General features: G+C 72.6%; 20 protein-coding genes. 5 read left to right on the forward strand and 15 right to left on the reverse strand.

Going from position 1 to position 23038, the window contains the following annotated elements; genetic code table 11:
* Positions 1-75: 75 nt before the first annotated feature.
* Positions 76-870 (reverse strand): ABC transporter ATP-binding protein, encoded by a 795-nt coding sequence (locus P696_RS0129510; RefSeq protein WP_157429990.1) that lies wholly within the window; start codon positions 868-870, stop codon positions 76-78.
* Complete coding sequence (locus tag P696_RS0129515; RefSeq protein WP_026415145.1) at positions 863-1780, reverse strand: ABC transporter permease; 918 nt, start codon at positions 1778-1780, stop codon at positions 863-865. Before P696_RS0129515 ends, P696_RS0129510 begins: the two co-directional genes overlap by 8 nt.
* A 282-nt stretch (positions 1781-2062) precedes the next feature.
* Here P696_RS0129515 and P696_RS48980 point away from each other — a divergent pair, with 282 nt between their 5' ends.
* Positions 2063-3640, forward strand: a complete 1578-nt coding sequence (locus P696_RS48980; protein ID WP_051468342.1) for a bifunctional phosphatase PAP2/diacylglycerol kinase family protein — start codon at positions 2063-2065, stop codon at positions 3638-3640.
* On the opposite strand, the gene P696_RS48985 is transcribed toward P696_RS48980, so the two are convergent.
* The 3 genes from P696_RS48985 to P696_RS0129535 form a co-directional block, all read right to left on the reverse strand.
* Entirely contained in the window at positions 3637-4800 is a 1164-nt protein-coding gene (locus tag P696_RS48985) for a cytochrome P450 (RefSeq protein ID WP_051468343.1), read from the reverse strand. The two genes, P696_RS48980 and P696_RS48985, sit on opposite strands and share 4 nt — an antisense overlap.
* Entirely contained in the window at positions 4797-5237 is a 441-nt protein-coding gene (locus tag P696_RS0129530) for a 2,4'-dihydroxyacetophenone dioxygenase family protein (RefSeq protein ID WP_026415146.1), read from the reverse strand. Before P696_RS0129530 ends, P696_RS48985 begins: the two co-directional genes overlap by 4 nt.
* A 157-nt stretch (positions 5238-5394) precedes the next feature.
* Entirely contained in the window at positions 5395-6063 is a 669-nt protein-coding gene (locus P696_RS0129535) for a sulfotransferase family protein (protein ID WP_026415147.1), read from the reverse strand.
* Between the two features lie 381 nt (positions 6064-6444).
* Here P696_RS0129535 and P696_RS48990 point away from each other — a divergent pair, with 381 nt between their 5' ends.
* Both P696_RS48990 and P696_RS0129545 read left to right on the forward strand, forming a co-directional pair.
* Positions 6445-7266 carry a VanW family protein gene (locus tag P696_RS48990; protein ID WP_170026606.1) on the forward strand — a complete coding sequence of 274 codons (822 nt, stop codon included), beginning with the start codon at positions 6445-6447 and terminating at the stop codon, positions 7264-7266.
* Positions 7267-7323: 57 nt separating this feature from the next.
* Positions 7324-8598, forward strand: a complete 1275-nt coding sequence (locus tag P696_RS0129545) for a serine hydrolase domain-containing protein (RefSeq protein ID WP_064744152.1) — start codon at positions 7324-7326, stop codon at positions 8596-8598.
* On the opposite strand, the gene P696_RS0129550 is transcribed toward P696_RS0129545, so the two are convergent.
* From P696_RS0129550 to P696_RS0129580, 7 genes are all read right to left on the reverse strand, one after another.
* Positions 8595-9368, reverse strand: coding sequence for a hypothetical protein (locus tag P696_RS0129550; RefSeq protein ID WP_026415149.1), 774 nt, complete (start codon positions 9366-9368; stop codon positions 8595-8597). The two genes, P696_RS0129545 and P696_RS0129550, sit on opposite strands and share 4 nt — an antisense overlap.
* Positions 9365-10462: a glycosyltransferase family 4 protein gene (locus P696_RS0129555; protein ID WP_026415150.1), complete on the reverse strand. Its 1098-nt coding sequence runs from the start codon at positions 10460-10462 to the stop codon at positions 9365-9367. Before P696_RS0129555 ends, P696_RS0129550 begins: the two co-directional genes overlap by 4 nt.
* A complete protein-coding gene (locus P696_RS48995; RefSeq protein WP_051468345.1) occupies positions 10462-10902 on the reverse strand; it encodes a hypothetical protein in 441 nt (146 codons plus the stop codon). The genes P696_RS0129555 and P696_RS48995 overlap by 1 nt, the downstream gene beginning before the upstream one ends.
* On the reverse strand, positions 10899-11639 hold the full coding sequence (locus P696_RS0129565) for a hypothetical protein (RefSeq protein WP_026415151.1): 741 nt from the start codon (positions 11637-11639) through the stop codon (positions 10899-10901). The genes P696_RS48995 and P696_RS0129565 overlap by 4 nt, the downstream gene beginning before the upstream one ends.
* 3 nt (positions 11640-11642) lie before the next feature.
* Positions 11643-12824: a glycosyltransferase family 4 protein gene (locus P696_RS0129570; RefSeq protein WP_245627864.1), complete on the reverse strand. Its 1182-nt coding sequence runs from the start codon at positions 12822-12824 to the stop codon at positions 11643-11645.
* Between the two features lie 5 nt (positions 12825-12829).
* On the reverse strand, positions 12830-13741 hold the full coding sequence (locus P696_RS0129575) for an NAD-dependent epimerase/dehydratase family protein (RefSeq protein WP_026415153.1): 912 nt from the start codon (positions 13739-13741) through the stop codon (positions 12830-12832).
* A gap of 73 nt (positions 13742-13814) precedes the next feature.
* Positions 13815-15458, reverse strand: a complete 1644-nt coding sequence (locus tag P696_RS0129580; protein ID WP_026415154.1) for an ABC-F family ATP-binding cassette domain-containing protein — start codon at positions 15456-15458, stop codon at positions 13815-13817.
* Between the two features lie 127 nt (positions 15459-15585).
* Here P696_RS0129580 and P696_RS0129585 point away from each other — a divergent pair, with 127 nt between their 5' ends.
* Positions 15586-15984 carry a hypothetical protein gene (locus P696_RS0129585; RefSeq protein WP_157429991.1) on the forward strand — a complete coding sequence of 133 codons (399 nt, stop codon included), beginning with the start codon at positions 15586-15588 and terminating at the stop codon, positions 15982-15984.
* Between the two features lie 367 nt (positions 15985-16351).
* Here P696_RS0129585 and P696_RS0129595 read toward each other — a convergent pair whose 3' ends face one another.
* Positions 16352-18070: a proline--tRNA ligase gene (locus P696_RS0129595; RefSeq protein ID WP_026415157.1), complete on the reverse strand. Its 1719-nt coding sequence runs from the start codon at positions 18068-18070 to the stop codon at positions 16352-16354.
* Between the two features lie 77 nt (positions 18071-18147).
* Between P696_RS0129595 and proS the strand changes: the two genes are divergently transcribed.
* Complete coding sequence (proS, locus tag P696_RS0129600) at positions 18148-19596, forward strand: proline--tRNA ligase (RefSeq protein WP_245627865.1); 1449 nt, start codon at positions 18148-18150, stop codon at positions 19594-19596.
* Positions 19597-19653: 57 nt separating this feature from the next.
* Here proS and P696_RS0129605 read toward each other — a convergent pair whose 3' ends face one another.
* On the reverse strand, positions 19654-21639 hold the full coding sequence (locus P696_RS0129605) for a SpoIIE family protein phosphatase (protein ID WP_026415159.1): 1986 nt from the start codon (positions 21637-21639) through the stop codon (positions 19654-19656).
* A gap of 630 nt (positions 21640-22269) precedes the next feature.
* Positions 22270-23001, reverse strand: a complete 732-nt coding sequence (locus tag P696_RS49000) for an ANTAR domain-containing response regulator (protein ID WP_051468346.1) — start codon at positions 22999-23001, stop codon at positions 22270-22272.
* Between the last annotated feature and the right edge of the window lie 37 nt (positions 23002-23038).

Consider the following 23038-nt stretch of genomic DNA (forward strand, 5'->3'; position numbering starts at 1 on the left):
CGCCCGTCCCCCTGAACGCGAAGACCCCGCTCCCGGCCGGGGCGGCCGAAAGGCGGGGTCTTCGGGAAGAGCGTTCTACTTCTGGGTGGCCTCGATGTAGGCGTCCAGGACCGTGTCCGGGTCGCCGTCCATGCGCATCTGGCCGTCGTCCAGCCAGATCACCCGGTCGCAGGTCTCGCGGACCACGTCGAGCTGGTGCGCGACCAGGAAGACCGCGCCCGCCTCCTTGCGCAGCTCCTCGATCCGGCGCTTGGACTTGGTGCGGAACTTGGCGTCGCCGGTGGCGAGCGCCTCGTCGATCAGCAGCACGTCGTGCGTCTTGGCCGCGGCGATCGCGAACCGGAGCCGGGCGCCCATGCCGGACGAGTACGTCCGCATCGGGTAGTTGATGAAGCCCGGCTTGAGGCCCGCGAAGTCGACGACCTCCTGGTACTTCTCCTTGGTCTCCTGCGGGGTCATGCCCATCGCCAGGCAGCCGAGGACGACGTTGCGCTCGCCGGTCAGGTCCTTCATGAGGGCCGCGTTGACGCCCAGCAGGGACGGCTGGCCGTCGGTGTAGACGCCGCCGCGCGCCGGGGGCAGCAGGCCCGCGATGGCCTGGAGCAGCGTGGACTTGCCGGAGCCGTTGGTGCCGATCACGCCGACGGCCTCGCCGCGGTAGGCGACGAAGGACAGGCCCTTGATCGCGTGCACCTCGGTCATGCTCGGGCGCTTCTGCCGCTTGATCACCCGCGACATCGCGGACGCGGCGTTGCCCTTGCCGCCCGCGCCGTACACGCGGTAGACGATGTGCAGCCCGTCCACCACGACGATCGGGTCGCGCGTCGGGTCGATGTCCACGGGGTTCTGTGCCAGGTGGGCGTTAACCACGGCCGTATCGCTCCTCGGCACGGTAGAAGAACATGAACCCGGCCACCAGGGCCACCACGGCCCAGATCAGAGCGTAGATCCACAGCTGGCTGGTCGAGTGGTTCCCCGCCAGATGGTGCTGGACGTGGTGCCGGTACTTGCCGAGCAGGGTGTGGCGGCTCAGCTCCACGTACACATAGCCCGGGTTCATCTTGAGGAGCTCGCTGACCCACGCGTGCGTCTTCAGGAAATGGCTGCTGGTCATCAGGCCCGGGAGCGAGAAGATCACGCCGGACAGGTACAGCCAGGTGCGGGTGACGAACGGCAGCAGCTGGGTGATGTCGCGGTTGAACGCGCCCAGCCGGGCCATCATCATCCCGGCGCCCACGTTGAACATCAGCTGCAGGCCGACGACCGGGACGAACATCAGCATGTGGAGGCCGATGGGCTCGCCGAACGCCACCACGATGATCATCAGGACGACCAGCGACAGCAGCAGCTGCTGGAACTCGACGACCGCGATCGCCAGCGGGAGCGTGGCGCGGGGGAAGTGCAGGGCCCGGATCAGCGACAGGTTGTCGCCGACCGACTTGGACCCCGACTGGATGGAGCGCTGCATGAACCCGAACATGAACACGCCGGTCACCAGGAACGGCAGGAAGTCCGGCAGGTCGCGCGAGGTGTTGAGCAGCAGTCCGAAGATCAGGAAGTAGACGCCGACGTTCAGCAGGGGCGTGAGCAGCTGCCACACCTGGCCCAGGCGCGAGTCGCTGTACATCGCGATGTTCTTCGCCGAGGCGAAGGCCCAGATGAAGTGGCGCCGCTCCCAGACCTCCTGGAGGTACTTGCGAAGCGAGGGGCGCGCCGAGCTCTGCTTGAGGCCGAAGCGGGCGGCGTAGGCGGCCAGGGACTCGCTGCTCCCGAGATTCATGCGTGGAGGTTCCGCGAGTGTGCCGACCGACTCGCCACCCGAGGCGCCGGTCGGTTCCGGGTGACTCATGCTCGGAAGCCTATTGCAGGCCGTGCTCTGTGCGAGACGTTCGCCCTTATTTGAGGCCCCACAAGGACCGAAAAGGGGAGGATCTGGGACGCTCTGCCGGGTTGTGGGCAACATCACACCGAACGTCGCTCCGGACGACCCGCCGAGGAGGCCCTGACCGTCCGCTTGCGATCTGCGGGGAATCTCGGCGCGCCGGTGGGGGATACCGGTGTCATGCCTGCGACACACCGAACGTCACCGTTCTCGCCCCCTTCGCTCACGGGCGGCGGGCCGGGCGGCGGCGGAGGGCCGCTCGCACGTCTCGGCCGCCTCGACCGGGACGCGTTCGAACGGGTCGCCGCGGCCGAACTGCCCGGACTCGAAGGGGTCCTGCCCCGGCTCTCGCGTATCGCCGACCACGGGGTCCTGTGGTTCGGCGCCGCCGCGGCCCTCGGCTCGTCCGGGCGGGCACGGCTGCGCCGCGCCGCGCTCCGCGGCCTGGCCGGGATCGCCGTGGCCAGCCCGGTCGTCAACCTGATCGGCAAGCAGGCGTTCCGGCGCCGCCGTCCGGTCGTGGACCTGGTGCCGCCGGTCCGGATCCGGTGGAAGCTGCCGACCTCGCACTCCTTCCCGTCCGGGCACTCGGCGTCGGCCGCCGCGTTCGCGACGGGGGTGGCGATGGAGGCCCCGCCGGCCGTCGCCCTCCCGGTCGCCGGGGTCGCCGCCGCCGTCTGCTTCTCCCGCGTCTACACCGGCGCCCACTACCCGGGGGATGTCCTGGCCGGAGCGGCGGTCGGCGCCCTGGCCTCCCTCGGCACGCGGCTGCTGTGGCCCGCCCGTCCGGCGGTCGCGAAGGTCTCGCACACCACCACCGAGCAGATGGTCGTCCAGAGCGACGGACGCGGCGTCGTCGCCGTCGTGAACATGGCGTCGGGCTCGAACACGCCCTCCGGCCCGGACGGCCGGGACGACTCGCCGCTGCCCAACCGCGCCGAGTCGGTCGCCAGGGTCCTCGAACGGGAGTTCCCGGCCGCCGAGATCGTCCGGTTCGAGCGCGGCGGCGACCTGGCCGCGACCCTGGACGAGGCCGCCGAGCGGGCCGAGGTCCTCGCCGTCGTCGGCGGCGACGGGACGGTCAACGCCGCCGCCCGCGCCGCGCTCGCCCACAAGGTGCCGCTGCTGGTCGTCCCGGGCGGCACGTTCGACCACTTCGCCCGCGCGCTCGGCGTCGAGACCGTCGCCGACGCCGTGACCGCCTACCGGGACGGACGCCTCGGACGCGTCGACGTGGGCCGGGTCACGCCGGGCGACGTCGTCTTCCTCAACACCGCGAGCTTCGGCGCGTACACCGCCCTGGTCGCCCGGCGCGAGCGGCTGGAGGGACGGCTCGGGAAATGGCCCGCGCTGGCCGTCGCCGCCGTCCGCACGCTGCGCGACTTCGACCCGCACGAGATGATCGTGGACGGGCGTACCCGCACGGTCTGGCTGGCGTTCGTCGGCAACGGCGTCTACTCCTCGCACGGCCCCGCCCCGACCTGGCGGACGGCCCTGAACGACGGGGTGTTCGACGTCCGGGTCGTCGAGGTGGCGCGGCGCGTCCCGCGCGTGCGGGCGCTGGCGTCCGTCCTGGGCGGCGGCGTGCGCCTCGGCCCCGGCTTCCGGACCTGGAAGAGCGGCGCCCTGGACCTCACCGACCAGACCGGCGAGTTCGAGTTGGCCTTCGACGGGGAGATCACCGAGCTTCCGTCCACGGTCCGCTTCACCGTCGACCCCCGGGCGCTGCAGGTCTTCGTCCCGCGCCGTCCGCGCTAATAGGCGCCCGTGAGCGGAAGGGCGCTCAGGCCGGTCACCACGGGTGAGCCGTTCCATCGGGGCGACCCGGCCAGGGCCGGACGGGGAAAGCGGAGCGTGGCCTCCTCCAGCAGGATGCGGATCTCCAGGCGGGCCAGGGCGGCGCCCAGGCAGAAGTGCGGGCCGAAGCCGAAGGCCAGGTTCGGCCCGGACGGACGACGTGCGATGTCGAAGCGGCCCGCGTCGTCCCCGAAGGCGGCCGGGTCGTGGTCGGCCGCGCCGAACAGCAGCATCACGTGCTCGCCCTCGGCGATCACAGCGTCGCCGAGCGGGACGTCCCGGGTCGCGGTGCGCAGGAAGTAGGCCACGGGCGACGTCCAGCGCAGGATCTCCTCGACCGCCGAGGGCAGCAGGCCCGGCCGGTCGCGGAGGGTCGTCCACTGGTCCGGACGCGTCGCGAACGCGTGCAGCCCGCCGGAGATCGCGTGCCGGGTCGTCTCGTTCCCGGCGACCAGCAGCTGGATCAGGAACATGACCAGTTCGAGGTCGGTCAGCCGGTCGCCGTCCAGTTCGGCGAGGGCGAGCCGGGAGATCACGTCGTCGCGCGGGTCGGCGCGGCGCCGGTGCGCGGTCTCCAGGAGGAACGTCCCGCACTCGACGCGCAGGGCGTTCCGCTCGTCCTCGGGGAGGCCGGACGTGCCGGGGACGATCGCCTCGGTCCAGCGGTGGAAGCGCGGCCAGTCCGCCTCCGGGACGCCGAGCAGGAGGCAGATCACCTGGAGCGGCAGCGGGACGGCCAGCTCGGCGACCGCGTCGAACTCGGGCGGCAGGCCCTCCAGCAGGGCGCGGACGCGGTCCCGGACGGCCTCCTCCAGCTCCCTCATGACGGCCGGGCGGAACGCGGGCGCGACCAGCCCCCGGTACCGGGTGTGGTCGGGCGGGTCGGTGTGCATGATCGTCGGCGGCGCGTCGTAGGCGCGCCCGATCTCCGGGATCAGGATCCCGTCCCGGGACCGGAACGCCTCGGGATCGGACGCGATCCGGTGCACCTGCGCGTGCGACCCGGCCACCCACAGCGGCAGCGCCGGATGCCGGACCGGGCTCTGCGCGCGGATCCGCGCGTAGAGCCCGAGCGGATGGCCGGAGCCGAACGCGCCGTCCGGGAAGTCCTCGGCGATCACTGAAGGATGCCGCTCGGGCGCGGGATCCCGGCGGCGTCGCAGAGGGCGAAGTAGGCGCTCAGCGTGGACTCGGCGTCGACGACTCCGCTGATCTGACCTTCCTTGTCGTACTCGATGAACGCGCCCTGGACCACGAAGAGGATGTCGGTGTCGTCGTCCAGGACGGTCAGCGTGTGGACGGACCCGGGCGGCTCGTAGATGTAGGTTCCGGCGACGTAGTCGACGCCGTACTCGGCGTACCGCCAGCGTCCCGCGAACGTGTGCGCGTGGACGCCGCCCGTGTGCTTGTGCGTCGGCAGCTGGAACCCGGCGGCGAACCGGTTGCGGACGACCCAGGTGTCCGCGGACGCCCGCAGCACCTTCAGCCCCACCGGACCCGCCTGGACCCACGGGATGTCGTCGTCGTGGACGTGCCCGACCGTGATCGCCTCAGTCATAAAGCAAACGCTAGGTAGGTGACACGGTCCGCGCAAGGGTCCGACGGCGTTCCGGTCCGGTCCGGTCCGGCCCGATCCGGTCCGGCCCGATCCGGTCCGGCCCGATCCGGCCCGATCCGGCCCGGTCCGGCCCGGTCCGTCCCGGCCGTGCGGTCGCTCAGCGGGTCCTGAGCATCCACCGGATGGCGCGGCGGGCCTGCGAGGTGAACTGGGCGCTGTCGTTGACCTGCGGGAACGGGCCGTCCGGCACGGGCACCTCGAGGAACTCGCAGAGCGGCTCCCAGCCCTGCCTCACGTCGTAGACCAGCAGCCGCTCGGCCGGGACGGCCTCGACGACCTCGGCCGTGTGCCGCTCGAACCACGCCACCAGCCCCTCGTCGTCCAGCTGGACGAGGCTCTGCAGTTCCGGCAGGGACGAGACCATGTCGAGGATGAGGGCGAACCGGGTGCCGAGCAGCGAGGACAGCTTGTACAGCACCTGTCCGGGCGGGCTGTGGAGCGCCTTGTGCTGGGCCAGGATCGTGGCGCGCATGCTCGCCACCCAGGACCGCGGGTCCCGGACGCTCAGCACGACCTTCGCCTCTTTGTAGTGGGCGGTCGTCTCGCGCCAGTACGCGGCGGACGGCCAGTCCACCGACGAGCGGTAGCCGCTGAACAACGTCTCCCAGGGGACGGGTTGGCCGTGTGTCTTGGCATGCCATGCCCGGGCCTGCTCGGAGTGCACCACCTCCGCCATGTGGTGGCACGGACCGAAACCGAGCTGTTCCAGTGCGCTCTTCAGGGACAGGGTGCCGGTGCGCCCGTATCCCGCGCCGATGACGTCCACGTGACGACCGTCACATTCCACCTTGATCCGGTCAAGACGGTCGCGGGGCGTGTGACGGAGACCTGACAGAAAAGGGGATCATCCGGGCCTCGGGGGCATTTCGGGACGTCCGAAGAGGGATCACTCCTCTCCGCGCCGAAATGATCACCCTCTGAGGCTGGCGGCCTGACCTGCGAAGACGCCATGACGACGGCTGAGGGGGAGGATCGGTTTACCTCGGGTGAGCTATGTCATTCGGGACGTCCGAAAGTGGGCACTCTGCGGTCGGCTGTGCGTAACGTGAGCCGGGTTGTCCACTTTTGGGGGTGCTGCCTGATCATGGTTCGGCATCGGAGGAGGCGCCCGAAACCGAGGGAACGGATGCGCCGGTGGGTGCCCGTGATGATCGGTGTTCCCGTCGCGGTCGTGGCGCTCGGCGGGGGGTACGCGCTCGCGTCGGGAGGCGGTTCGGAGTTGCGGGCGGCCATGGGGACGGACCCCGGAGGCGACGGCCGGGCGAAGCCGACCAGGGCGCGGCCCGCGGTCGCCGGTCCGCGCGACGGATCGCGGCAGCTCGCCAGCTACACCACGGAGTTCAAGCCCGGCGAGGCCCGGGTGAAGAACATCCGGATCGGCGCGAAGGCCATCGACGGGCACGTCGTCCCGGCGGGCGGCGCGTTCTCGTTCAACAAGGTCGTCGGGCCGCGCGGCGCGCGCCAGGGCTACGTGCCCGCCCCGACGATCGTCGGCTCCCGCCTCGTGGACGACCTGGGCGGCGGCATCTGCCAGGTCTCGGCCACGCTGTGGAACGCGGTGTTCGAGGCCGGACTCAAGATCAAGGAGGCCCATCCGCACACGCTGTGGATGGAGGAGTACCCGCAGGGCCGCGAGGCCGCGGTCGCCTGGCCGTCGCTCGACTTCGTCTGGCGCAACGACTCCGGCAAGCCGATCCGGGTGCAGGCGCGGGTCACCGGGAACGCGCTGACCGTCTCGCTCTGGGGCACGCCGAAGTACCAGGTGAAGACCACCTCGTCCAAGCGGTACGCCCTCACCCGCGCCGGGACGTTCACCGACGCGGGCCGCCGCTGCGTGCCGATGCCGGGCGGGCCCGGTTTCCAGGTCGACGTGTACCGGACGCTGTCCCTCTCGGGCCGGAAGGTCCGCCGCGACCGCTTCCACACCGTCTACCAGCCGGAACCCAAGGTCACCTGCACCGGGCGCTGACCGGCTTGTCGGGATGTTCCCGGCAAGTCCGATGAAGGTGCGCTACGGTCGCGGACCATGGAAACTCCGGATTTCAGGCGAAGGGACTTCGGCAGACTCGCGGCGCTCGGCGTGGGCGGACCCGCGCTGCTCGCCGCGTGCGGCGAGGGCGGCGGCGCGCACGACGCGTCCTCGGTGGCGGCGACCCGCAGTTGGAAGGTCAGCGGGCAGGCCCTCTCCGGGATGGGCGGCTTCGACGCGACGGTCAAGAGCTTCATGCAGGCGCGGAACATCCCCTGCGGCCAGCTGGCCGTCGCCCGCAAGGGCAAGCTGCTGCTCGCGCGCGGCTACACCTGGAGCGCGAGCACCACGCTGAAGACGTCCCCGACGTCGCTGTTCCGGATCGCCAGCATCTCCAAGCCGATCACCGCCACCGCGGTGCTTCGGCTCATGCAGGAGGGCAAGCTCAAGCCGACCGACAAGGTCGCGACGCTGCTGAAGCTGCCGACCACCGCCGACCCGCGGCTCAAGGACGTGACCGTCCTGCGGCTGCTGCAGCACCTCGGCGGCTGGGACCGCGACAAGTCGCCCGACCCCATGTTCCAGGACGCCGCCATCGCCAAGGCCCTGAGGAAGGGCCTGCCGGTCAGCCGCGCCGACATCATGAAGTGGGAGTCCGGCCGCAAGCTCGACCACAAGCCCGGGTCCACCTACTCCTACAGCAACTACGGCTACATGCTGCTCGGCCGGATCATCGAGAAGGTCTCCGGCCAGTCCTACGCCGCCTACGTCCAGTCGAAGGTGCTCGGGCCGCGCGGCATCAAGCGGATGAAGCTCGCGCACGGCCTGACCAAGGCCACCGGCGAGGTTCCCTACTACTCGTCCTACAAGGGCGCGACCGTCTACGACAACAGTGGCAAGCAGGTCGCGTTCCCGTACGGCGGCTTCAACATCGAGAACATGGACGCCCACGGCGGCTGGCTCAGCACCGCCGTGGACCTGACCCGCTTCGCGCAGATCTACGACGGCGGCACGTCCGTGCTGAACACCGCGTCGATCTCCCGCGCGTTCGCCAAGCCGGAGACCGGGGTCAACGCCAGCGGCTGGTACTACGGCACCGGCTGGATGGTCCGGCCCGTCACCGGCGGGCGCAACACCTGGCACGACGGCAGCCTGGCGGGCACGAGCACCCTGCTCGTCCGCCGCTTCGACGGCCTGACCTGGGCGGTCCTGTTCGACCAGCGCCAGGAGGGCAGCCAGCCGTCCTACGGCGACATCGACGGTGCGCTGCACAAGGCCGCGAACGCCGTCAGGACGTGGCCGACCGGCAACCTGTACGGGTCGTACTTCTAGCCTTCCAGGGCCCGGACGCGGGCGGCGCGCGCGAACTGGTCGTCCAGGCGACGCGGGAACGGCATGATCCGGTGCCGTTCCCGCCACGGCGCGAACTGCCGGACGGCGTTGAAACCGCCCGCCGTGACGATCCGCTCCGCGCGCGCGCCGAGCGGCCACGCCGGATAGACGTCGTGATGGACGACCTCCACCGGCAGATCGTCCGGACGTCTCGGAGCGACGAGAGTGAACCGGGGCGTCCGGACGCCTTCGGCGGCGGCCATGTCGGCGGCGTAGGCGACCAGTTCGCAAATCTCGTCGTCAGGCCCCGAATGGACGATCAGCCACCCCTCGACCTCGACGCTGGGCTCGGCAGGCGGGTCGACCAGCTCCAGCGTTCTCACCTCGCCGGAGACCGCACGCAGGTAGTCCTCGTGCGCGCGCGACAGCGGCTCACAGATGTAGGTGACGTCGATTCGCGGACGGACGTCAGGCAGCAGCTTCTCGTAAACGGGCCACCGCAGCAGCCGAGCCAGATGGACGATCCGAAACCCGCCCTCCGGAACCTCCAGCTCACCGTTGATCCCGGCCGGGAACGCATCGATCCACACCTCGTCCGCCTCCACGCCGGACAGCGACGGCACGACCGGCCACTCCGGGACGACCCGCGCGGCGAACGGCGAGTCCGACACCAGCGTCACCGGCTCGCCGTCCCGCCCGAGCGCGCGCAGCGCGGCCCGGACGCGGGTCAGGTGCCCGAGGCCCGCGCCGCGCGCATAGCAGGCGATCACTCTGTCTCGGCGAGAACGCGCAGGTATCCGGCCGTTTCGGCGTCCGGGGTGAAGTCGCGGCGGATCCGCTCGGCCGCGGCGGCGCCGAGCTTGGCCAGCTCGGCGTCCGACGCGGACACCGCGCGCCGGACCGCGTCGCGGCAGCCGTCGGCGTCGCCCGCCGCGAAGGTGAAGCCGATCTCGTCGTCCGCGACGTCCGCGAGGCCGCCCGCGTCCGAGCACAGCAGCGGGACGCCCAGCGCGGCGGCCTCCAGCGCGACGTTCGGCATCCCGTCATAGAAGGAGGGCAGCGCGACGAGGTCGCACGCCGCGTACACCGCCGGGAGGTCGTACCGCTCCTGGAACGGCAGCACAGAGTGCGCGAACCGGCCGAGCCGCGTGGTCACCGCCTCGTCCGCCTCCCCGGCGAGCACCAGGTGGAAGGAGCCGGAGGGGAGCGCGTCGAGCAGGAAGTCCACGCCCTTCTTGGCCTTGAGCTGCCCGACCAGGCCGAGCGTGCGGACCCCGTCCGCGACGTTCGCCGCCCGCCACTCGTCCGCGCGCCGCCGCTCGGACGGCAGCAGCTCCCAGGACGAGGTGTCCACGCTGTTCGCCACGAACGCCACCTCGGCGTCCGGCACGAGGGCCTTGACCAGCGGAATGTGCGACCGTGCGACGACGCAGACCCGCGCGGACGCCCGCAGCGCGTCGGTCAGCGAACCGCGCCGCCGCATCGAGAAAGGGCCGACGTCGATGTCGTTGCCCCGCAGGAGCGTGACCAGCGAGGCGTCCAGCAGCGAGGCCAGGACGGTCGCGGCCAGCGGCGCGAGCACGCCGCCGAACGCCACGACGTGCGTGTATCCGGTCATGCGCGCGGCGGTGAGCTGCGTCCAGAGGCGGCGCAGCGCGTGCTCGGGGTCGGTGCCGAGCGGCGCGGTGAGCCGCCGCCCGCCGACCTCGCGCCGCAGGTCCCAGGGGAGGTCGCGCCTGGTCAGGTGGACGAGGTCGATCTCCACCCCGGCGGCGCGCAGCCCCCGCACGATCCGGTCGCATGACTCGGACATGCCGCCCTTGCTGGGCGGATAGTGCTCAGTGACCCAGAGGACCCGCGCCATCAGCTGTCCACGAGCCCGTCGCCGTCGGAGTCCCAGTCGCCCCCGGCGTCCCCGTCCGAGCCGTCCCATTCGCTCCCCCCGGCGAAGTCGCCGGACGCCGCCGCCCAGTCCCCGCCGCCGGGCTCGAACGCGTCGCGGTCATTCTGGTCGAAGGACGGATACCAGGTGCTGGAGCCGTACACGGTCGGCGTGTTCTCGTAGTGCGTGCGCCGGTAGCCGTACGTCCACGACCGGTGGTAGGCGCTGTCGGCCACCTGCCGTGAGCACTCGGGGCAGAGGCCGTCGGAACCGAAGTGCTCCGGGCAGACGGGCCGTCCGCACGACGGGCAGGCTCCGGCGGCGGGCCGGCCGCAGCGGCGCAGCACGAAGAACCCGCTGAGCAGCGAGCAGGCCACCGGACGGTTCGGCGGCGGAGCCGGAGGCATCGGCGGCGTGGTCAACGGGACCTCCTCGTGGTGGCCGCGGACGCGCGCGGCGGCGTCCAGCGGAACAGCTCGCCGGTGACGGTCAGGATCTGCCCGAGCGTGCGGTGGTCGTCGTGCGTGGACACCTTCGCCGACGCCCGCAGCACCGTCCGGCCGTTCTCCTTCTGCTGGACGCGCACGGTCAGCCACCCCGGAGCGCGCGGCGCGGGCTCCGCCACCGCCATGCCCTTCGGCAGCCGTCGCGTCGCCCGGACGGCCCGCGCGGGCTTGCTCTTCGTCTTGGTCTTGATCTTCCCGTTGCGGTTCTTCTTGACGATCCGCCGCTGCCGCACGCGATCGACGACCGCGAGCTCCAGCACGCTCCCGTCGCGCAGCTCGGCCCGGACGACCAGCCAGGGGTCGGTGTAGAACGTCTCCCTCACCGACCGGATCGGCGGCCGGACGCTGAGAGTGCGGGATTCGCCGCTCTTGTCCGAGACGACCGGGCCGCGCAGGTCCGTCGTCACGCCGAGGAACGCGCCCGGCTCCATGTCCTCCTGGAGGACGCGGAGCATCGGGACGACCGTCGAGGCCGCCCGGTCCGGGACCTGCCACTTCCGCCGCGTGATCGCCTGCCCGTGCGCGGCGAGGCTCGCCACCAGCGCCGTCCAGTCGGCGGACGGGAGCGTCGCGGAGAACCGGCGCTCCTCGACGAGCTGCCGGTGCAGGGGATGCAGGCGCTCCAACGCCTTGCGCTGCTTACGCCAGAACATGCGTCACCACCGATCGACGGGCAGGAGGGACAACGTACGGTAAACCTCCGCGAGCCGGGCACGCGAGTCCGTCCAGGTCAGCGTGCGCGCGACGTGCTCTCGTGCGCGCGCGCCCATGGCCCGCGCCTGCTCGGGATACTCCAGCAGCACCCGGACGGCACGGGCGAGTTCGGCCGGACGGTCCGCCGGGACGAGCCGTCCGTGCTCCCGGTCCGTCATCAGCTCGCGCACGACCGGGAGGTCGGACGCGACGACCGGGGTCCCGGCCGCCATCGACTCCAGCACCTTCAGCGGCGCGCAGCCCTGGTCGAGGTTGCGGGCGCAGGCGGTGAGCGGCGCGACCGCCAGCTCGGCGTGCTCCAGCCAGGCCGCGACCTCCGCGTGCGGGACGGTGAAGCGCCACTCCACCCGGTCCTCGACGCCCAGATGCCGGGCCAGCCGCCGCAGCGGCTTCGCCCGTTTCGGCGGGACGGACGAGCAGACCACCAGCCGCAGGTCGGGCAGGTCGGCGAGGCGCGCGAACGCCCGGAGCAGCACGTCCAGGCCCTGCCAGGGCTGGAGCGCGCCGACGTAGACGATGTACCGGCCGGGCGCGTCCTCGGGCCTCGGACGCGGCTCCGGGACGTCCGCGCCGTTCGGCACGACGGTGATCTTCTCGTCCGGGATCCCGTACGCCCGGACGGCCCGCGCGTTCACCCGCGACGGCACGATGACCGCGTCGGCCGCCTCCAGGCAGCGCCGCTCCAGCTCGCGGATCTTGGCGAGCGTCCGCTCGGGGACGCCCGGACGGGTGTGCCGCAGCTCGATCGACGGCAGCCCGTTCACCTCGTACACGACCTTGTACCGGCGGTCCGGCGCGGACACGACGGGCAGCGCGCCCCACGGATCCCGGACGTGCACCAGCTCCAGCGTCCCGGCGTGCTCGGCGACCAGCCCGGCCACCCACGCCGAGAACGCCTCGAACCGGTCGAGCAGGTTCGGCACGGCGTCCCCGAACCGGACGATCTCCCGCGCGCCCTCGACCTGCCGGGACGGCAGCCATCCGCCGCCGGTCACGCCGAGCAGCCCGCCGCCGGAATGCGTGAACAGCTCGTCCGCCATCTCCGCGATGTGGACGGACGCGCCCTTCGTCGACGGGAACAGATCGAACGCGAAATAGGCCGCACGGTGCTTCATACGGTTCATATCGCTCATAGGACGGCCGGCGCGATCTCCCGGTGCCACGCGATCTGGTCGGCGAGGCCGTCCGCGAGGGCGATCCGGGGCGTCCAGCCGAGCAGGTCGCGGGCCAGCGACGGGTCGGCCCACGTCCGGTCGGCGTCCCCGGCGACCGGCGCGGCGTTCTCGATGTCGGGCCGGACGTCCAGGATCCGGCCCAGCAGCCCGATCGCCGTCCGCACGGTCACCGGCTCCGGATGCCCGACGTTGATCGCGGTCCCGCCCGGCACCCCGGCCGTCACGGCGGCGAGCGTCGCGGCCACGACGTCGTCCACGTGCGTGAACGAGCGCGCCTTGCGGCCGTCGCCGAACACCGGGAGCGGCCGTCCCGCGAGCGCCGCCTCGGTGAACCGGTGGAAGGCCATGTCCGGTCGCTGACCAGGGCCGTAGACGGAGAAGTACCGCAGGACGACCGTGTCCGGACACCGCCGGGCCAGCCGCTCGGCCGCCACCTTGCTGACCGCGTACGGGCTGGCGGGCGCGAGCGGATCGTCCTCGCGGGTCGGACGGTCCCGTCCCGCCGAGCCGTAGACCGACGAGCTGGACGCCACGACCACGCGCCCGCCCGCCGCCGCCAGGACGCGCCGGGTCGCGACCACGTTGTCCCGGTGGATGTCGTCCTCGGCACCCCACGACGACCGGATCCCCGGCCGCCCGGCCAGATGGACGACCACGTCGGCCGAGGTCAGCGGCCTGAGATCAGCGGACGCCAGGTCGAGTTCGACCTTCGGGAGCGTGAGCGCGTCCCACGTCCGGCGGGCGGCGCCGGGCGCGAGGGCGCGGTCGGGCGCGTCCACGGCCAGCACCTCGTGCCCGGCCTCGGCCGCCGCCTCCACCACCCGGCTTCCGATGAACCCGGCCGCCCCCGTCACCACAATCCGCACCGAAGCACCATACAAACCCTGGAATGGTGCCCGGCGACCACGAACGGCCGGCGAAACGCCGCCTCGGCGCTGGTCAGCGTGCGCGGACGACCCGCTTCTCGTCCCAGACCGGCTCCGGCGCCTCGACGACCGACCCGTCCGACCGGAACACCACGAACCGGTCGAACGACCGCGCGAACCAGCGGTCGTGCGTCACCGCGACGACCGTCCCCTCGTAGGACTCCAGGCCCTCCTGCAACGCCTCGGCGCTCGCCAGGTCGAGGTTGTCGGTCGGCTCGTCCAGCAGGAGCAGCGTCGCGCCGCCGAGCTCCAGCAGCAGGATCTGCAACCGCGCCTGCTGCCCGCCCGACAGCGTCTCGAACGGCTGCTCCGCGCAGAACTGCAGCTCGTACCGGGCGAGCGCGTTCATCGCGTCGTTCCTCAGCCGCGCGTGCTCGGTCATGACGATCTCGCACGGCGTGCGCCCGGCCAGGTCGGGACGGGCGTGCGTCTGCGCGAACAGCCCCGGCACCACGCGCGCCCCGAGCCGCGCGACGCCCGTGTGCGCCACCGGCTCGACCGGCGTCGCGCTGCGCGGCAGCTCCTCCGCCACGTGCGCGAGCAACCGCAGGAAGTGCGACTTCCCGGACCCGTTCGACCCGAGCACCGCGACCCGCTCGCCGTACCAGAACTCGGCACCGAACGGCCGCATCAGCCCGGTCAGCTCCAGGTTCTCGCAGATCACGGCCCGCTTCCCGGTGCGCCCGCCGCGCAGCCGCATCTTCAGGCTCTGGTCGCGCGGCGGGACCTCCGGCGGCCCGGCCTCCTCGAACTTGCGCAGCCGCGTCTGCGCCGCCTGGTACCGCGACGCCATGCCGTCGTTGTACGTGGCCTTCTGCTTCATCGTCAGGACGAGCTGCCTGAGCTTGGCGTGCTCCTCGTCCCAGCGGCGGCGCAGTTCCTCCAGCCGCTCGTTCCGGTCCCGGCGCGCGGCGGCGTACGTCGCGAACCGGCCGCCGTGGATCCAGACCGTCCCGCCCTCCACGGTCACGATCCGGTCGGCCGCCCGGTCGAGCAGCTCCCGGTCGTGCGACACCAGAAGGACCGTCTTGGACGTCTCGCGCAGCCGATCCTCCAGCCAGCGCTTCCCGGGGACGTCGAGGTAGTTGTCCGGCTCGTCCAGCAGCAGGACCTCGTCCGGGCCGCGCAGCAGCGCCTCCAGGACCAGACGTTTCTGCTCCCCGCCCGACAGCGTCGACACGTCCCGGTACCGGCACCGCTCGTACGGGACGCCGAGCGCGGCCACCGTGCAGGAGTCCCACAGGACCTCGGCCTCGTACCCGCCCGCGTCGCCCCACCCGGCCAGCGCCTCCGCGTACCGCATCTGCGACGGCTCGTCGTCCCGCTCGACCATCGCGAGCTCGGCTGCGTCCAGCACCCTCGCCGCGTCGCGCAGGCGCGGCGAGGCCGTGGTCAGCAGCAGGTCCAGCACGGACGACCCGTCCCGGACATTTCCGACAAACTGCCGCATCACACCGAGTCCGCCGCTGTGCGCGACCGACCCCTCCTGGGGCGTCAGGTCCCCGGCGATCGTCCTCAGCAGCGTCGTCTTCCCAGCCCCGTTGGGGCCGACCAGCGCGGCCGTGATCCCCTCCCCGACCCGGAACGACACGTCCTCCAGCAGTATCCGGCCGTCCGGCAGCGTGTGACTGACGTGCCCGACCTCGACGTGTCCCATGGCCCAGGATCCTCCGAAGCCGACCCGCCCCCGGTCAACCGCTTTTCCGGAGCGGCTTTTCCGGCCCGGCCATGCGCATCACGTATCGCACTGATGTCATTACGGAGAGTAAGGTAAGGTTCGTTCTGTGCGTGCAGTCCGGTTCCAGCAGGTATCCACCCGGCCGTCGGCCCGGGTGATGCTCGTCCTGCTCGCGCTGGTCACCGCCCTGATCGTGCCCGCCGAGATCGAGGCCGCCGCCCTGACGGGCGAGCCGCCGACCGTCCAGACCGCCTCGCCCGGCTGCGGCGACGAGGACGACGGCCCCGGCCGTCACGGCGGGACGTCCGCCGTCCGTCCCGCGAGCGCCCAACCGGGACGTCCCGGCAGCGTCCGCCTCCCGCGCGCCCAGGCCCGCGCCCTCGCCCCGCCCCTTCCTTCGCCGATCCTCGTCCCGCGCGCGACCACCCCGGTCGTGGCGGCGGGCGGCCACGGCCGCGCCCCCGGCGCGGGGCTCCTCATCACCCTTCGCGTCTCCCGTACGTGATCGTCCCCGGCGGCCGGCCCGCACCGGGTCGTCCGCCCGCGCGCTCACTCACGTGCAGGACGATGCGGAGGACGCCATGCGCGTCAAGGACGTACACACCAGCAACGAGAGATGGCGCTTCCACTGCCCCCGCTGTGTCTGGACCTGGGAGCAGGTGTTCGAAGCGCGCCTGAGCGGTTGCCATACCGCCTGGTACCACGACGGGCTGCCCAGCCAGCCGCCATGGATCGACCCGGGATGCCCCGCCTGCGGGGCGTCCGCGAAGGCGTTCCCAGGCGGCTCGCTGATCCCGCCGCAGCCATGACGCGTCGATCCGCGTCCTGTCCGGAACCTCGGCCGGACGCGGATCGACCAGCGAGGACGAACCTCAGCCTGCGGAGAGAACCGACGTCAGCCGGGCGACGGCGTCCGCGACCGGCACCTTGACGGTCTCGCCCGTGGCCCGGACGGTGTGCTCGACCACGCCCTCCGCGAGGCCCCGGCGCCCGACGGTCAGGCGGTGCGGAATCCCGGTCAGCTCGATGTCGCGGAACTTCACGCCCGCCCGCTCCGGTCGGTCGTCGATCACGGTGTCGACCCCGGCCGCGCGCAGCTCGCCGTACAGGCGCTCGGCGGTCTCGGCCACCTCGGGATCGTCGGTCTGGGCCGGGACGACCGCGACCGCGAACGGCGCGACGGCCTCCGGCCAGACGATGCCCCGGTCGTCGTTGTGGGTCTCCACGATCAGGGCCAGCGCCCGCTCGATCCCGATCCCGTAGCAGCCCATGAGCGGGTGGACGCGCCCGCCGTCCGCCGCCAGGACGGTCAGGTCCAGCGCGCGGGTGTAGCGGTCGCCCAGCTTGAAGATGTGACCGACCTCGACCGCAGGGAAGACCTCCAGGGCCGTCCCGCAGGAGGCGCACGCCTCGCCCGCCGTGACCTCGCGCAGATCCGCCCAGGCCGGGGACGGGATGTCGCGCGCCACGTCAACGCCCCGCAGGTGCACGCCGTCGCGGTTCGCCCCGGTGAACATGTTCCGGCGTCCGCGCAGCGCCTCGTCCGCGAGGACGGGCAGGCCGGTCACGCCGACCGCGCCGAGGCTGCCGGGCAGCGCGCCCAGGGCGTCCCTGATCTCGTCGGGCTCGGCCGCCCGGATCTCGGTCGCGCCGGTCGCGTCCAGGAGTTTCTGCTCGTTGAGGGCATGATCACCGCGCAGCAGGACGAGCGTGAGCTTGCCGTCCAGCAGATGGACGAGCGTCTTGATCTGCCGGTCGGCGGACGCGCCGAACCCGGAGGCCAGGTCCTCGATCGTCCGCACGCCGGGCGTGTCGAACGCCTCCGGCGCGTCCCGGCCGTCCTCGTCGCCGATCTCCGTGTCGCCGGTCTCGGCGAGCCGGGACACGGCCGTCTCGACGTTGGCCGCGTACCCGCAGGACGGGCAGTGGACCACGGTGTCCTCGCCCACCTCGGCCGGGCAGGCGAACTCGGTCGAGTCCGTCCCGCCCATGGTCCCGTTGGACGCCTCGACCGGAATCGCCGGGATCCCGAGCCGCTCGAAGATCCGCGCGTAGGCCGCCTTGTACGCCTCGAACGACGCGTCCAGGCCGTCCTGGTCGGCGTCGAAGGAGTAGGCGTCCTTCATCGTGAACTCGCGCACGCGCAGGAGCCCGCCCCGCGGACGCGGCTCGTCCCGGAACTTGGTCTGGAACTGGTACCAGTGCTGCGGAAGCTGCCTGTAGGAGGTCAGTTCGAGGCCCAGCGTCGTGAAGATCTCCTCGTGCGTCATGCCGAGGGCCAGCTCGTTGCCGCGCCGGTCGGCCAGCCGGAACATCTCCGGGCCGATCTTCTCCCAGCGCCCCGACCTCCGCCACGGCCCGGCCGGATGCAGCGCCGGGAGCAGCATCTCCTGCGCCCCGATCCGCTCCATCTCCTCCCGGACGACCTGGATGATCCTCGCCCGGACCCGGACCGCCAGCGGCAGCAGTGAGTAGTGCCCCGCGTGCAGCCGCCGGACGTACCCCGCGCGCAGCAGCAGCCGGTGGCTTGGCGCGTCGGCGTCCGCCGGATCCTGCCGCAGGGTCGGGACGAACAGGTGTGACCAGCGCATGCGGCGACCATAACGGTGTGGACGCGCCGCGGGCATCGCGTTATTGGACGGTGGCGCGCGTCAGTACCCTTGGGGGCGTGAGTCGAGAAGGTGTGACACCGCAGAGCGAGGATTTCTCCGCCTGGTACAACGAGCTGGTCGTCCGCGCCCAGCTGGTGGACCGTGGCCCGGTGCGCGGCACGATGGTCATCCGACCGTACGGCTACCGGGTGTGGGAGCTGCTCCAGGCCGACCTGGACCGCCGGATCAAGGACGCCGGGCACGACAACGCGTGCTTCCCGATGTTCATCCCGGAGTCCTACCTCAAGCGCGAGGCCGAGCACGTCGAGGGCTTCTCGCCGGAGCTCGCGGTCGTCACCATCGCGGGCGGCAAGCAGCTGGAGGAGCCGCTGGTCGTGCGGCCGACCTCCGAGACGGTCATCGGCGAGTACATGGCCAAGTGGATCGACTCGCACCGCGATCTTCCGCTGCTGCTCAACCAGTGGGCGAACGTCGTCCGCTGGGAGATGCGCCCCCGGATGTTCCTGCGCACCACCGAGTTCCTCTGGCAGGAGGGGCACACCGCGCACATCGACGAGGCCGACGCCATGCGCGAGACCATGTGGGCCCTGGACGCCTACGCCTCGGTCGCCCGCGAGCTGGCCGCGATGCCCGTCATCGCCGGTGAGAAGACGCCCGGCGAGCGGTTCGCCGGGGCCGTCCGGACGTACACGATCGAGGGCATGATGCGCGACGGCCGCGCCCTGCAGGCCGGCACCTCGCACTACCTCGGCACCAACTTCGCCAAGGCGTTCGAGATCCAGTACCAGGACGAGGACAAGAACCTCACCCTGGCCCACACCACGTCCTGGGGCATGTCCACCCGCATGATCGGCGGCGTGATCATGACCCACGGCGACGACAAGGGCCTGGTGCTGCCGCCGCGGCTGGCGCCCCACCAGGTCGTGATCGTCCCGATCGGGCGCAAGGAGCAGGGCGAGCAGGCCGCCGCCGAGGCCCGCCGCCTGGCCGGCGCGATCAAGGCCATGGGCATCCGCGTCCACGTCGACGACAACCGTCCGCAGCTCTCGCCCGGGTTCAAGTTCAACGAGTGGGAGATGCGCGGCGTGCCGATCCGCATCGAGCTCGGCATGCGCGACATCGAGAACGGCGTCGCCACCCTCGCCCGCCGCCTGCCGACCGTCGAGGGCCAGGGCAAGGAGCAGATCCCGCTGGAGAAGGTGCCCGAGCTGCTGCCCGGCATCCTCAGCGACTTCCAGTCCTTCCTGCTCGCCCGCGCCGAGGCGTTCCGCGAGGACCACACCGCCAAGGTCGCCACCTGGGACGAGTTCTCCGCCCAGGTCGCCGGGGGCTGGGCCCGCGCGTTCCACTGCGGCCGCACCGAGTGCGAGGACGAGATCAAGGCCGACACCTCCGCCACCCCGCGCGTCATCCCCATGGACGCCCCGGAGGAGACCGGAACCTGTGTCAAGTGCGACCAGCCGTCCGCGTACGGCAAGCGCGTGATCTTCGGCCGCGCCTACTGATCCATCGAACGGGAACGGGCCGGGGCGATCAGCCCCGGCCCGTTCCCGTTCGCGGTCTCAGTGGAGGGTCGGCGGCAGGACGCGCAGGGCCAGCATGGACACGTCGTCCCGCAGGTCGCCGTCGCAGAAGTCGAGCAGGGACTGCTCGACCGCGCCCAGCATGCCGTCCACCGGCCCGGACGCGTGCGCGGCGAGCGTCTCCAGCAGCCGGTCCTGCCCGTACTGGCGGCGCGCCACGTCGCACGCCTCCAGCACGCCGTCCGAATGCAGGACGAGCGTGTCGCCGGGCGCGAGGTCGAGCGTGTCGAGCCCGGCCTCGAAGTCGTCGAACAGCCCGAGCGGCACGCCGCCCCGGGACGCCGTCCTGATCACGCCGTCCGCGCGGACCACGATCGCGGGCGGGTGCCCGGCGATCCCGAGCGTCACCCGCACGCCCTCGCCGTTCGGCGCGATCCCCGCCAGGACGGCCGTGACGAACCGGTCCTCGCTGAGCAGCGCCTCGTTGACCGTCGCCAGCACCTCGCCCGGATGCTCCCGCCACCGCGACACCAGCCGGACCGCGTGCCGCGCCGTCGCCGTGACCGCCGCCGCGTCCTCGCCCTTGCCGCAGACGTCGCCGAGCACCAGGCCCCAGCCGTCCTTGGCGGGGAACGCGTCGTAGAAGTCGCCGCCGACGTCCGTGCCGTGCGTCGCCGAGGTGTACCGCGCGGCCAGCTCGACCCCGTCGATCTCCGGCAGCGTCCGCGGCAGCAGGCTCGCCTGCAGCGACGCCGCGACCTCGGCCGACCGCCGGTACATCCGCGCCGCCCGGATCACCAGGCCCAGGTACCGGCCGATCCGCTGGCAGACCGACAGGTCCAGCAGCGCGAACGGCCCGTGCTCGCCGCTGCCCGCGAGGGTGATCGTCCCGATCGTCTGGTCGCCGTCGGTCACCGGGACGCACAGCACCGACGTCGCGCCGATCACGCCCAGCACCGGACGTCCGTCCTCGCAGGAGCCGAGCAGGTCGGCCTCCTCCGCGTGCGCCCGCAGCGCGCTGTGCCCGGACTCGAACACCGTCCACGGCAGCGTCCCCGGCGCCGGATCCACCTCAGCGAGCCGCCGCGCCGCGTCCTCGGCCCCCTCGTCCTCGCCGGGGCCCTTGACCACATGCCGCCGCGGCGTCCCGTCCCCGTTCCGGACGCCCGCCGCCTGCCCGCCGCCCTCCGCCGGGCGCTGCGGGACGAGGTCGATGAACACCCACTCGGCCAGCTCCGCAGCCAGCAGCCGCGCGCACCGACGCACCGCGACGGTCTCGTTGAACACCGGCTCGTCCAGCAGCATCTCGGTCACGGCGGCCATGACGTCCATCCGGTGCACCAGCGACGCGACCGCCTCGTCCCCGGTCACCTCCACGCCCGTCGCCGCCGTCTCGGGCGCGGCCCTGGCAGGGGCTCTGGAAGGGGACTCGGGCCTGGACGTGGGCGCGGGGTCGTCGACGGGCGTTGTGGTCGGCCCGGCGACCACGACCACCATCGGGTCGGGTTCGCCGCGGATCCAGACGCGCGCCAGCGTCACCACCGCGTCCACCGGCCGCCCCCCGCCGAGGAACCGCACCGGCACCCGGCAGCGCCGTCCGGTCCGGATCACGGCGGCGAGCTGGGACCGCAGCGGCGCCCGCGTCGCCAGATCGCAGAACGCGGTGAACTGCTTGCCCGACACGTACCCGGTGGACGTGCCGAGCAGGTCAGCCGCCTGCCGGTTCACCCGCCGGACGCCGATGTCGCGGTCGAGCAGGAACAGCGGGACCGGCGCGTCCGAGAACACCGTCTTCAGGACGCGCCGCTCGTCCTCGGCCGCCGCCGCGCGCCCGGCCGCTCCGCTCCGCTCGCCGCCGACCGCCTGCAACGCCGCGACCGCGAGCTCCAGCTCGACCAGCGCCGCGTCCAGCGTCGCCCGCGCGTCGGCGTCGGGCAGTTCCGAGGAGCGCCGCAGCTCCTCGATCCGGTCCTCCAGGCCCGCGACCTCGCGCAGCACGCTTTCGGGGTCGAGCTGCTCGGGCATCGAACCCCTCCCTGTCCTCGGCTCCGCACGCTGACACCGGCCCGCGTCCCGCGACCCACCGGCGCGACCCGCCGGCCGACCTTCGCAGCCTATTCCCGGATTGGCACCCCGTGTACGGGAAGGAACCCAGCGGCCCCGATCATGCCCGGCCCCTCCGAACATCCCGATTCACCCGCCCTGCCCGTTCGCCCAGGCTCCCCCGCGCCTCGCCGTGAGCCCTGCCCCCGCCCCACCACCCCCTCCGAACCCCGCGGCCTCGACACCCCACCCGCCCCGACACAACCCCGCCCCCGGCCCACCGACTGAGACGACCACCACCAGACCGATCCGCCCCCGCCGCCGGGCGGGACACGGGAGCGGCAAGGACCCCGCCGTCAGGTGTTACCGCCTTGACGGGTGGCGACTGCCACCGATCCGCCCCGCCGCCGTGGCGAACCACGAGGGCGGCAAGGACCCGGCGTCTGGTGGCACCGCCTCGACGGGTGGTGACGGCCACCACACGCAGCCGATCCGCACCGCTCCCGTGGCGGGACACGGAGCGCAAAGGGCTCGCTGTCAGGTGGTACCGGTTCGGCGGGCGGGGGTGATCAAGAGCAGGGGGCGTCGATCAAGGGGGGGAGGGGGCTTGGGTCAGGTGACGTCTCGGCCGCCGACGATGCGTTGGGCGAGGGCGGTGAGTTTGAGGTGGCGGGTCTGGGAGATCCGGCGCATCTCGGCGAACGCCTGGTCGGCGTCGCAGCCGAGGGCGTGCATCAGGATGCCCTTGGCCTGGTCGACGATGGCGCGGGACTCCACGGCCTCCTTGAGCTGGGTGGCCGTCCGGTGCACCTCGTCGTACTGGAGGGCGTTCGACACGGCGGCGCTGCCCTGGGCGGCGAGCAGCGACGCCAGGGCGTGCTGGCCGGGGGCGAGGCTGCCCGGCGACACCCCGTAGAGGGTCAGGGTGACCAGCACCGGCGGATTGTCGTGCGGGGTCGTGCTGAAGCACCGCACGCCGCGCCGCAGCATGTCGGTCGTGGCCTCCGACCAGCGGGTCTCGGCCAGCACGTCGTCCGCCGCGAGGGGCCGCCGGGTGGTGACGACCTCGAACACCGGGCCCTTGCCGCGCGCGAGCTGCCGGTCGGTGATCTCGGCCAGCTCCGGATGGCTGGCCGCGTGCGCGAGCGGCTCGGGCGCTTCGGAGCCGTCCGCCGCGTCCGGGACGACCCAGCGCACGCCGGACGCTCCCGCGCACCCCGGCACCGCCTGGGCGGCGAGCTCGGACACGCGGGCGAGCGTCCCCACGTCGGAGGACGCGCCGACCACGCCGAGCCGGGCGATCTCCACGGCAAGACGGTCGGTCAACACGGTGGTGGGCGGCACCCTCCTGACGGTATCCCCTCACCCCACAGAACGGACC

This window comes from Actinomadura oligospora ATCC 43269 (assembly GCF_000518265.1).
Lineage (GTDB): Bacteria > Actinomycetota > Actinomycetes > Streptosporangiales > Streptosporangiaceae > Spirillospora > Spirillospora oligospora.